The 12282-nt window shown below is 52.2% G+C and carries 5 protein-coding genes; 1 reads left to right on the top strand and 4 read right to left on the bottom strand.

The window, feature by feature from the left end:
- The first annotated feature begins 49 nt into the window (after positions 1 to 49).
- The gene (locus tag QZW47_RS06015; RefSeq protein WP_293125021.1) at positions 50 to 442 is read left to right on the top strand and encodes a response regulator; all 393 of its coding nucleotides are present in this window, start codon (positions 50 to 52) and stop codon (positions 440 to 442) included.
- Between the two features lie 538 nt (positions 443 to 980).
- Here the strand turns inward: QZW47_RS06015 and QZW47_RS06010 are convergent.
- The 4 genes from QZW47_RS06010 to rpoB form a co-directional block, all read right to left on the bottom strand.
- Positions 981 to 5138 carry a DNA-directed RNA polymerase subunit beta'' gene (locus QZW47_RS06010; RefSeq protein WP_366930818.1) on the bottom strand — a complete coding sequence of 1386 codons (4158 nt, stop codon included), beginning with the start codon at positions 5136 to 5138 and terminating at the stop codon, positions 981 to 983.
- 376 nt (positions 5139 to 5514) lie between these two features.
- Positions 5515 to 7389, bottom strand: a complete 1875-nt coding sequence (locus QZW47_RS06005; RefSeq protein WP_293125017.1) for a DNA-directed RNA polymerase subunit gamma — start codon at positions 7387 to 7389, stop codon at positions 5515 to 5517.
- Positions 7390 to 7472: 83 nt separating this feature from the next.
- Entirely contained in the window at positions 7473 to 8564 is a 1092-nt protein-coding gene (locus tag QZW47_RS06000; protein WP_293125015.1) for an HNH endonuclease, read from the bottom strand.
- A gap of 140 nt (positions 8565 to 8704) precedes the next feature.
- On the bottom strand, positions 8705 to 12088 hold the full coding sequence (gene rpoB / locus QZW47_RS05995) for a DNA-directed RNA polymerase subunit beta (RefSeq protein WP_293125013.1): 3384 nt from the start codon (positions 12086 to 12088) through the stop codon (positions 8705 to 8707).
- Positions 12089 to 12282 lie beyond the last annotated feature (194 nt).

The following is a 12282-nucleotide window of genomic DNA, read 5'->3' as shown; positions in this document are numbered from 1 at the left end:
TCCTCTTTGGACTCAAGTCGCAAAGTTTCCATACTTCCCATATTTATTTATGAAAACCGTTCTGATTGTAGAGGACGATTTGGTTAATGCTCGGGTTTTTTCCAAAATACTGACTAAGCGGGGTGGCTTAGCCGTGAAGCATACGGAAAACGTGGAAGAAGTAATGCAGATTGCAGCATCCGGCGAAGCCGATTTGATATTAATGGACGTGTCTCTTTCGCGGAGCGTGTACCAGGGAAAAGCCGTAGACGGCATCAAGATTACCCAACTGCTGAAAGCAGACCCGCTAACAGCCTCGCTGCCGATTATTTTGGTAACTGCTCACGCGATGGCTGGCGATCGAGAAACCTTCCTAGATCAAAGCGGTGCAGACGGTTACATTTCCAAACCTGTAGTAGATCATCAAGAGTTTGTCGATCGGATCAAAGCTTTGCTACCCTAAAGCGAACGAACTCTTAAACATTAGGAATAAGTCAGATTTTCCTAACGTTTAGTCAGAGTTTTAATTGTTTGGTGAGTTCAAACAATTAAAACTCTTGCACTATCCATTTATCTGGAATTTTATAGCAATCGCCACAGCGGTGAGGACATAAATAACCTCATGAATAGAGCCTATAGCCCATAGCAGAAACGGTTTGATTTCCTTGACGAAGCAACTGTCCACTCTTCGACTTCCCTCGACTTCGCTCGGGACAAGTCGCTTTTCGCGCAAGCTGTCTACTGTCAAGCGGCCCACTGCTATAACTGAGGCATTCAGACAAAAGCCTTCTGCCTTCAGCAGACACCAAGGAGCGCGTTTAAGCAATCCTGCGAGTTTAAAATGCGATCGGATCGCTTCCCTAGTTCTCTGCGGGTAAGAGCAGAAAACAACATCATAATTTTCAAGTAATCAAAGGCGTAAGAGAGTACGTTGCTGTTGAGCAAAAAAACCGCGCAGCTTTTGCAAGACTGCTAGCTGCGCGGTAGCCTAAATTTTCAAATTAGTCCTCGTCCTCATCGAAGTCATAATCGATATCGTCGTCATCGTCAGCGCCGGCCCCCAAAGAATCCTCCTCAGCCAAGCCGACAAAATCGTCGTCATCAACCTCAACTTCCTCAAAATCCTCTTCGGACTCAATTTCAGGGGTGCGGTCGATCTCGAAAGCGCTTTCGATCGTATACTTGCGGCGGGCTGTGCGATCGTCCAACACGACATCTTCTTGCAAATCTTGGAGCTCGTCGTCAAAGACGGCACCGTCAAAACCGGCATCCTGGACGCTGGCATCTTCGTAGGCGTTGAATCCGGTGCCGGCGGGAATCAGGCGGCCGATGATCACGTTTTCTTTGAGGCCGCGCAGCCAGTCGGATTTGCCTTCGATCGCAGCTTCGGTGAGTACCCGAGTCGTTTCTTGGAAGGAAGCTGCGGAAATGAAGCTGTCGGTATTGAGTGATGCTTTGGTAATGCCCAGCAGTACGGGGGTGTAGTCGGCGGGTGCGCCGCCGGTGATGGACATGGCTTCGTTGACTTGTTCGACTTGTCGCAGTTCGACTAACTCGCCCGGGAGCATGGTGGTGTCGCCGCCGTCCTCCATGCGGACTTTGTTGGTCATCTGGCGGACAATCACTTCGATGTGTTTGTCGGAAATATCTACGCCTTGAGACTGATAGACGGATTGCACTTCGTTGACTAAAAAGGTCTGCACTTGCTGGAAGCTCTCCAAGGCTGCCTCGAAGGTAGGCTGGCGTTCTTTGAGAACTTGGAAGAATACTTCGAGAATTTCGTGGGGGTTGGCGGGGCCGTCGGTTAAGGCTTCGGCGACGCCGACGCGCTGTCCGTCGGAGACGATGGGGTTTTGACCGGGTAACAAGGGATATTGCTCGATGCGGCCGTCGTCTTCGACTACGGCGAGTTCTACAATGTCGTCATCTACAGCGACTTGAGCGGTGCCGGGGCGTTTGGCGAGAATGCAGGCTTCTTTTGGCTTGCGTCCTTCGAGGAGTTCTTCAATCCGCGGTAGGCCTTGGATGATGTCTCCGGTTTTGGCGCGCTCGAAGACGAGGATGACGAGGTTGTCTCCGCGCTGTACGAGGTCGCCGTCGTCTACGTGGAGTACGGCTCCGGCGGAGACGCGGTAGGGGCGGGCTACTCGCAGCAGGATTTGGGCGGGTTCGGTGTCGGATGCGGGCGTGACTTTGACGACTTGACCGGATTCTTCGAGGATGACGCCGGGGGCGACTTCGGTTCCGGCTACTAGGAGCTGACCTGGGCTGACTTCTGGGGTGCTGGCGACGGAAACAGAGATGGAGTCGGCGGAGCGCATGACTAGGAGCCTGCGGACGGGTTCGCCTTGTCCTTCGCGGATGCCGCGGACGATGCCTGCTTCTTTGCAGAGGATTTCGGTGCGGGCTACGACTGCGCCTGGGGCGATCGACTGTCCGTCTTCTACCAAAAGTCTGGTGTGGGTGCTGCCTTGGGTGGGGTCTGCGGATACGTCGCGGCGGATGACTAGCGATTCCAGGATTACTAGCTGCAAGCGGAAGGCTTTGGAGGTGCGATCGCCCTGGCCTTCGACTAATGCTAGATCGCTGTTGGCTGCATCGGCTGCTTCAGTTTCGGCGAATTCGTCGTCGGTGTCGGATTCGTCGGGCAACAGTTCGATGTCTGCTGCTAGTTGGGGGGCTCCGGAGCCGATTTCGAGAATGAGCTGAGTCCGCAGCAGTTCGAGTCCTTCGACGGATTTGACGCGCTCTCCGTCTTTGTAGGGGAGGCGCTGGACTGCTTTGAGGGCGATCGATTCGTTGAGGGCTGTCTGGGAAGGTACGGGCGGTTTGTCGGGGACTGGGAATTCGATAACGGGGCGCAGCAGTAGGGCTGGGCCTTCGGGGGTTTCGATGTATTCGGCGTAGCCCAATTCTTCGGCAATTAAGCCTGGTTCGATTTCTTGACCGGCGTTGACTATTTGTCCTTCGCCTAGGGTGAGCGGGGGGCGATCGACGGCGTGGAGGGTTCCGGGTTTGATGACGATTTCGCGGAGGATGTCGTTTTTCTGGGTGACTTCTACGGCGCCGCTGGTTTGGCAGAAGATGTCTTTGACGACTTCGGTTCCGGCTTCGACGTATTGGCCGTCTTCGACTAGGAGCAGGGAGATGTCTTTGTTGACTTCGTGGCATTCTTCGGGAATCCACAGCAGGGTGCCGCCTTTGACGACTTCGTAGCCGAGTTTGGCTTTGCCGCGTTTGTGGACTTCGACTCCGGCGTATTTGACGATGCCTCCGGTGGCGGTGCGGTAGCTGTCGTCGAGGAGTTCGGCGACTACTTCGCCGTTGATGACTTTGCTGCCGGGGGCGGTTTTGAGGGAGAACCGCTGGTTGGAGGAGGTTTCGATGACGTAGTGTTCGCGGCCACCGGCGCTTTCGGCACGGACGATCGCTTGGTCGAGCAGGACTTGGGCGGTGATGATTTCGATTTCGCGTTCGTCGGCGATGCGGACGACGCCGCCGTGTTCTGAGATCAGTTTGGTTTCGGCGATGACGCTTTCGGCGGCGATGCGGGAGCCGTTTTTGACGGCCGGTTCGGCGCCGGGGGGCAGGTTGTAGACTTCGCCGGAGAGTATCCAAATCAGCCCGCCCCGGCTGGCGGTGCGGGTGGTGTTGCCTTGGCGGTCGGTTTTTTCTTCGGGTACGAGGTCGGCAAATTTGGCTTCGCCGGCGAGGTCGGAGGCTACGTCGGTGGTGACTTTTTCTGTGGTTTTGCGGGCGGCGCGGCCGATGATGGGGACTTCGGCGAGGATTTGACTGGTGATGGCGTGCTGTCCGTCTTTGACCATGACTGTTGAGCCTTGGGCGATCGCGAATTCTACTTTGAGTTTCTGATTTTTGGCGCCGGATTTGCCTTCTTCATAGCCGTCGCCCTCGAGTACGAGTTTGCCGTTGTTTTCGGCGACGAGGGCTTCTTCGCCGTGTCTGGTGCGGAAGGCGCGGGTGCGGAGGTTTTTGAATTTGGCGGTGCCGGGAAATGGTGCGCGTTCTTGTTTGGCGACTTCTCCGGTAAATACGCCGCCTGTGTGGAAGGTTCGCATGGTGAGCTGGGTTCCGGGTTCGCCGATCGACTGAGCGGCGATAATCCCGATGGCTTCTCCCATGTCTACCATTTTGGAGTGGGCGAGGCTCCAGCCGTAACAGCACTGGCAGACGGAACGGGTGGCTTCGCAGGTGAGGGGCGATCGCAGGTAGACTTCTGCGACTCCGGCTTTGCCGATTTCGCCTGCGAGTTCTTCGGTAATTGGCTGGTTGCGGACGGCTTTTTCGCTGCCGTAGGATACGATTTCGCCTGTTTTGGGGTGCACCGCGTCTTGGGCAAATACGCGGCCCAGAAGGCGGTCTTTGAGGGGAATCAGCACGGTTGCGCCGTCGGTCATGGGGCGGACGCGAATTCCGCGCTGGGTGCCGCAGTCTACTTCCCGCACGATTACGTCTTGGGATACGTCTACTAAGCGGCGCGTGAGGTAGCCGGAGTCGGCGGTGCGGAGGGCGGTGTCTACGAGGCCTTTGCGCGCGCCGTAGGAGGAGATGATGTATTCGGTGACGGTGAGTCCTTCGCGGAAGTTGGTTTTAATTGGCAAGTCGATGATTTCGCCTTGGGGGTCTGCCATCAATCCGCGCATTCCGACGAGTTGCCGCACTTGGGAGATGTTGCCCCGGGCGCCGGAGAAGGCCATCATATATACCGAGTTGAGGGGGTCTGTGGCTCGGAAGTTTTTGACTACTTCGTCTTTGAGGTCTTCTGAGGTGCTGTTCCAGGTGTCGATTACTTTCTGAAAGCGTTCGACTTCGGTGATTTCGCCTCTGGTGTATTTCTGTTCGGTGATTCGGATTTCTTCTTCGGCTGCTTCGAGCAGTTGTCGTTTGATGGGCGGTACTTGCAGGTCGTCTACACTAATTGAAACTCCTGCTCTGGTTGCAAAGCGGAAACCCAAGTCTTTGAGTTTGTCTGCCATTTGCGCCGTGCGGGCCGTTCCATAGTTCATGAAAGACCAAGAGATTAATTTTTTGAGCTGACCTTTGTCAACAACTCGATTGCGAAAAACAATTTCTTTTTTTTCTGTCATTTTTTTGGGCTGGTAAGTGTAATTGGTATTTCTGCTGTTGTAATTGCTAATATCGTGTCCGATCGACTAACCGCAGTAAGATTCGATCGCGCGTGCGGACTCCAGTTCTCTGGTTTAGAGCGGACTGAAGTCCGCACTACGAGCCGTTTTTTAGATGCTGCTAATCGACCGGACACGATCTAAATTGGTAGTTGGCAATTTGCTGGGTGTTTTTTTCTGGTTCGAGCGCCATTATTTATTAGCAATCGATTTTCATTTTTCACCCGAAAGAATTGGTTGAAAGCCTCTCTCTTATCTTGAGAAATTCAATTCAGATTATTCATTAATCCAATCCTCATTACTGCCTGATAGAGTTCGCTGTCAACTGTCAACTGTCAACTGTCAACTGTCAACTGTCAACTGTCAACTGTCAACTGTCCCAGACTTCCTAATTGTTGATTACCGATTCGATCGTTTGGTGATAGATAATCCTGCCCGGAGTAGTACGAATAAATTGAGTGATCAACTTACCCTCTGCGTCTTCCCGAACCCGGCGGAACTTGTATTCTTTGGTCACAGTACCGTCAGTCGATCGCTCCGTCTTCAGAGGTTCTCCCTCGGGTTCTATGTTTTCTATAGCGCCTTGGAACCTCACCCACACGTATGAGTGCAAGTTAATGACCCCTTGTTCGTAAGCTACGACAGCATCGGTAAGGTTAGAGAAATAGTGGCCTGCTCCTTTTTGAGCATCAAGATTTTCGGCTGTCAAATAATAGCAACCGAGTACCATATCTTGAGAAGGAGTGACGATCGGTCTGCCGGTTGCTGGCGACATAATGTTGTTAGAAGCCAACATCAGCAAGCGCGCTTCCGCCTGAGATTCCAGGGACAAAGGCACGTGCACGGCCATTTGGTCGCCGTCAAAGTCAGCGTTAAAAGCCGGACAGACTAGCGGGTGAAGCTGAATCGCCCTCCCGTCTACCAAAATCGGCTCGAAGGCTTGAATTCCCAAACGGTGCAGCGTCGGGGCCCGGTTCAGCATCACGGGGTGTCCTTCAATCACTTCTTGCAGCACGTCCCAAACGCTGGGATCGTTGCGCTGGATCAGTTTTTTGGCAGCTTTGATGTTGTTGACGAGTCCTTGGCGGATCAAGCGGTGGATGACGAAAGGTTGGAAAAGCTCGATCGCCATTTCCCTCGGTAAACCGCACTGATGAATTTTCAGTTTCGGCCCCACAACAATTACCGATCGTCCAGAGTAGTCAACCCGTTTCCCGAGCAAGTTTTGCCGGAAACGACCTTGTTTCCCTTCAATAATGTCTGACAACGACTTCAGCGGACGGTTATTTGCGCCCACCACAGTCCGGCCCCGACGCCCGTTATCAATCAGCGCATCCACGGCTTCTTGTAACATCCGCTTTTCGTTGCGAATGATAATTTCCGGCGCCAGAATTTCTTGCAGTCTCGCCAAGCGATTGTTGCGGTTGATGACTCTCCGGTAGAGGTCGTTGAGGTCGCTCGTTGCAAAACGTCCACCGTCTAGCTGTACCATCGGCCGCAAGTCCGGCGGAATCACCGGAATCACGTTGAGCACCATCCAATCGGGATGGGAACCGGTAGCGATAAAGTTGTCGATTACCCGCAAGCGTTTAATCAACTTCGCCCGTTTTTGACCTTTAGCATTAGCAATATCTTCCCGCAGCTTTTCAGCTTCACTTTCTAGCGGAATGTTTTGCAGCAAAACTTGCAAAGCTTCTGCACCAATTCCTACTTCTACGCCCGTCAGCGTGGAATCTTCGCTGTAAAGTTCGTCTTCTATTTCCAGCCAAGCATCTTCTGTGAGCAATTGCTTGTATTGCAGCTTTTCTGCATTACCAGCATTCAGCACAACATAGGCGTTGAAATAAACAATTTGTTCGACATCGCGCAGCGGCATATCTAACAAAATTGCCATGTAACTCGGGATGCCTTTGAGATACCAAACGTGAGCTACTGGAGCTGCTAGTTTGATAAATCCCATCCGGTGGCGGCGGACGCGAGATTCAGTGACTTCTACACCGCATCTCTCGCAAACAATACCTCTATGCCGAACTCTTTTGTACTTACCACAATGACATTCCCAATCTTTTGCAGGCCCAAAAATGCGCTCGCAAAACAAGCCGTCCATTTCAGGTTTTAATGTCCTATAGTTGATCGTCTCGGGTTTTGTAACTTCGCCAGTTAGCTGACCATTGGGTAAAGTTCTTTCTCCCCATTGTCTAATTCTTTCTGGTGAAGCTAACCCAATCTTTACGTAATCAAATCTTTGTTCGATCTTAGCCATTCTTGACTCCAATTGACGATTTACTAGAAATTATTGGCTGTGATTTATCTTTTTTGATTGATTGTTTAACGACTAAATCAATGTCATACTCCTTTATATGTGACATAATTTCTTATGTCATAAATTACACTACTGGATACTCCAAATTCTCCAGCGATTTTAGCAATGGATGCTCCGGCTTTAATTCGTTCTCGCACATCCTGTGCTTGAGCAAATGTCAGCTTGCGATCGATAGATCCCCCCATACGAGTTATCGGAACTTCTTCGCCTTCTTGCTTCCAAGTGACGTGATATTTAATATCGTGTATAGTTTTGCGACCGACACTGTATGCTTCAGCTACATCCTTCATTCTCTCTCCTGCTGCTAGTTTTTGCCGAATTTCTCGCACCTGTTCCCAGTCTAATTTGGCATTGGAAAGAGGATGACTTTTTCCTTGCGTGCGTCCTTTCTTGGAAGCATCTAATAAATTCTGAGAACGAGTACCAGCCCAGAGGTGTTCTGGATTAATACAACTCGGAGTGTCGCAGGTATGGCAAGCATCCATATAAGTAGGAAGTTCATATCCTAATTTCTCTGCTAAAACAGCACGAGTAACTGTTGCCTGTTTTCCCTCTTTTGTAAAATACTTGCCATAGCCAGCACCATCTTTTGGGCCTTGGAACATTATGCAGCCATTGTCTTGAATTTCTCCTAGAAAGCGTGGGGAAACTGTGGTGAAGTTATCGGGAATATTTGTCTGAAGTATCTTAGTAATAGTTTCATGTTGTACCCCATACTCTTTTGCTAGGTGGTTCTTGATTTTTCCCGATAAATATTTAGTCTGAATTTCTCGCAGTTGTTGGATCGACAGTTTATCAATTCCCGGAATACTTTTGCGTCTGGGAGTTTTGCGATCGCGCTCCATCATCTGTCCGGTATTCTCAGCAGCCGATCCAGCGATGAGATGTTCCGGGTTGATGCAGCTTGGATTGTCGCAGGTGTGGCAAGCAAAATAACGAGAATCGAGGAATCCTGCTATTTTCGATTCGAGGACTAATCGGTGGATTAATAACGTTTTGCCATCGAGCCATTTGCGCCCGTAACCGTTGCCATACTTACTGCCTTGCCAATTAATACAGCCTGTCTCCAGGTCTAATTCTCCTTGAATTCCGGGGATAACTGTTACAATAGTCATGTCAGCGCATCTCCTTGTTAGAGCGTTGATTCGCCTCAACAGTGCTACGAACACTGTTGAGGCATTTTTATGTGAGATTGTCGATTTTAAATTTTAGATTGAATGCTGTAAAACAATCTAAAATTTAAAATCTGCAATCTCTAATCTTCGTCTTCGTCGCGCGAAAGCGATTCGTAGGTAGGCCTGGAGGGCGATCGCCGCCCACCTGCATCTGCCATCAAATCGACTTCTACGTGTTCGCTGCCTTCTTCGTTGGTATTGACCTTGTGGACGGCAATGTCTAAGCACAAAGATTGCAACTCTCGCATCAGCACTTTGAAAGATTCCGGCGTACCGGGGCGGGGGATGGCTTTGCCTTTGACGATCGCATTCAAAGCTTCGTTTCTACCCTGCATATCGTCTGACTTGACAGTCAGCAATTCTTGCAAAGTATAAGCGGCGCCGAAGGCTTCGAGAGCCCAAACTTCCATTTCCCCGAACCGTTGTCCTCCTTGCTGTGCTTTGCCGCCCAGAGGTTGCTGCGTTACCAGCGAGTAAGGGCCGGTGCTGCGGGCGTGGATTTTATCATCTACTAAGTGGACGAGTTTGAGCATATAGGCGATGCCGACGGTGACGGGGCGATCGAACGCTTCGCCGGTGCGGCCGTCGTAGACGATGGTTTTGCCGGGGGTTTTTTCGTTAAATACCCAAGGTTTGCCGGTTTTTTCGCGGGCTTCCTGCAACTTGCCGTGAACGGTTTCCCGCGACTTCTCGGCCCCGTGCATTTCATCAAACGGCACCATCTTAAAGCGCATTGACAAATTTTCACCCGCCCAGCCCAGCAAGCACTCGAAGATTTGACCGACGTTCATCCGCGACGGTACGCCCAAAGGATTGAGCACGATGTCAACTGGGGTACCGTCGGGTAAGTAGGGCATATCTTCCATCGCCAGAATCCGGGATACGATACCTTTGTTACCGTGGCGGCCGGCCATTTTGTCGCCGACTTGAATCTTGCGCTTTTGGGCTACGTAGACGCGGACTACCATGTTGGCGCCGGGGGGCAGTTCGTCGCCTTGTTCGCGGGTAAACACCCGCACGTCTACGACGCGGCCTTTTTCGCCGTTGGGGACGCGGAGAGAGTTATCGCGGACATCGCGGGCTTTTTCACCGAAGATTGCGCGCAGCAGTTTTTCTTCTGGTGGTTGGTCAGATTCGCCTTTGGGCGTGACTTTCCCGACCAAAATGTCGCTGGCTTCTACCCAAGCACCTTTGCGGATGATGCCCTGTTCGTCTAGCTGGCGCAGCGCGTCTTCGCCGACGTTGGGTATTTCGCGGGTGATTTCTTCGGGGCCGAGTTTGGTTTGGCGGGCTTCGATTTCGTATTTTTCGATGTGGATACTGGTGTATACGTCTTCGTACACCAAGCGTTCGCTAATCAGGATTCCATCTTCGTAGTTGTAGCCTTCCCAAGGCATATAAGCAACGATGATGTTCTGACCCAAAGCTAGTTCTGCCCCTTCGGTGGAGGAACCGTCGGCGAGCACTTGACCGGCTACGACGCGATCGCCCTCATAGATTAGGGGACGCTGGTTCAAGCAGGTATCTTGGTTGGAGCGCTGGTATTTTTGCAGTTCGTGCTCGACGCAGCCTGCATATTTTTGCCTCCACACTGAGGGTTGTCTGGTTTTGAGCTCGTCGTATTCGCGAATTAGGAAATGTTCTTCGCTGGAATTCGACTCGGCATCTGCCGCCATGGGCTTGACAATAATCCGGGTAGCGTCGATGTATATCACTTCGCCGTCGATGCGAGAAACTACCACCATCCCGGAATCTCGGGCGGCTTGAGCTTCTAAGCCGGTACCCACGAGGGGGCGTTCGGGTTTGAGCAGCGGCACGGCTTGTCTCTGCATATTGGAGCCCATCAGAGCTCGGTTGGCGTCGTCGTGTTCCAGGAACGGAATCAGGGATGTGGCGACGGAGACGATTTGCACGGGTGAAATCGCCATGTAGTCCACCTGCATTGGGGTGGTGGTGGTGAATTCTTGGCGGTAGCGGACGGCTACGGTTTCGCCCAAGAGGTTGTTGTTTTCGTCGAGGCTGATGTCTCCGGGGGCGACGCGCAAGTCGTCTTCTTCGTCGGCTGTCATGTATACGGGGGCTTTGTCCCGCAATACTTGTCCTTTTTCGACTGGGTAGAATGGGGTTTCGATGAAGCCGTAGGGGTTGACGCGGGCGTGGGTTGCCAAAGAGCCCATCAGTCCGGCGTTGGGGCCTTCTGGTGTTTCGATCGGGCAAATCCGGCCGTAGTGGGACGGGTGAATGTCCCGCACGGCGAAACCGGCGCGTTCCCGAGTCAAGCCTCCGGGGCCGAGGGCGGACAGGCGGCGTTTGTGGGTCAGTTCTGCTAGGGGATTGGTTTGATCCATGAACTGGGATAGCTGGGAGGAACCGAAGAATTCCTTGATTGCTGCTACCAGGGGTTTGGGGTTGACCAAAGATGCGGGGCTCAGCGAGTCGGCGTCGGATACTGTCATCCGTTCGCGGATAATCCGTTCTAGGCGGTTCAAACCGACGCGGACTTGGTTTTGCAGCAGTTCGCCGACACTGCGGACGCGGCGGTTTCCTAAGTGGTCGATGTCGTCGGTGGAGCCGATGTCGAATTCAAGGTTGATCAAGTAGTCGATCGCGGTCAAGATATCTTGGGATGTCAGTACCCGCATCGTGTCGGGAACTGTCAACCGCAGTTTTTTGTTGAGTTTGTAGCGGCCTACCCGACCCAAATCGTAGCGTTTGGGGTCGAAAAATCGCGAATTGAGGAGTTGTTCGCCGCCGGCTACGGTGGGGGGTTCGCCCGGTCGCAGTTTGCGGTAGAGCTCCATTAGGGCTTCTTCTTCGCCGAATTGTCCTTCTTTTTCGATCGTCTTTTGGAAGTATTCGGGATGGCGCAGGCTGTCGTAGATTTCGCCGTCTGTCAGGCCTAGGGCTTTGAGCAGCACTTGGGCTGAGAGTTTGCGGGTTTTGTCGATTCTCACCCACACTAAATCGTTTTTGTCGGTCTCGAACTTTAGCCACGCGCCGCGGTTGGGGATGAGACTGGCGTTGTAGGAGCGGCGCCCGTTTTTGTCGGTTTCAGATTTGTAGTATACGCCGGGCGATCGCACGATTTGGTTGACGATCACTCGTTCCGCGCCGTTGATGATGAAAGTGCCGCGTTCGGTCATCAAAGGCAAATCGCCGATAAAGACTTCTTGCTCTTTGATTTCGCCTGTTTCTTTGTTAATCAGGCGGGTAGGGACGTACATTTGCACCGAGTAGGTGCTGTCCCGGCGCTTGGCTTCGTCTACGTCGTATTTCGGGCGCTTGAGTTTGAAGTCTTTGCCGATAAAGTGGAGTTCCAGTTTTCCCGTGTAGTCTGTAATCGGGGAGAAGCTGTCGAGTTCTTCGATCAGTCCGGCTTCTAGGAACCAGCGAAAACTTGCCCGCTGGATTTCGATCAGGTCGGGCAAGGTGAAGGCGAATTCTGTGTAATCTTTAGTGGTCATGGGTTTCCTTTTTCCGCAGTGGCTCTAGCTTTTTACATGGCGCCAAGGCTTGGCGTTTTTACCTTGTTGCGTTTTTTTGATGAATTGTGTGAGAGAATTTATATGATATTATCGATCGCCTGCCCAGTGCTGCAACGGTTATTTTTTATGGTTGCTCGCATTGTTTTTGTGCGGATTTTGGCTGCGAAAGAGCT

Origin of the sequence: Microcoleus sp. bin38.metabat.b11b12b14.051, from assembly GCF_013299165.1 — a bacterium.
GTDB lineage: Bacteria > Cyanobacteriota > Cyanobacteriia > Cyanobacteriales > Microcoleaceae > Microcoleus.
The sequence above is the reverse complement of the archived record's forward strand: the minus strand, read 5'-3'. Positions and strand labels throughout refer to the sequence as shown.

Bases quoted from the DNA above. Each gene is read 5' to 3' on its own strand.
- QZW47_RS06015 (WP_293125021.1), top strand. From the start codon at position 50: ATGAAAACCGTTCTGATTGTAGAGGACGATTTGGTTAATGCTCGGGTT.
- rpoB (WP_293125013.1), bottom strand. From the start codon at position 12,088: ATGACCACTAAAGATTACACAGAATTCGCCTTCACCTTGCCCGACCTG.
- QZW47_RS06000 (WP_293125015.1), bottom strand. From the start codon at position 8,564: ATGACTATTGTAACAGTTATCCCCGGAATTCAAGGAGAATTAGACCTG.
- QZW47_RS06005 (WP_293125017.1), bottom strand. From the start codon at position 7,389: ATGGCTAAGATCGAACAAAGATTTGATTACGTAAAGATTGGGTTAGCT.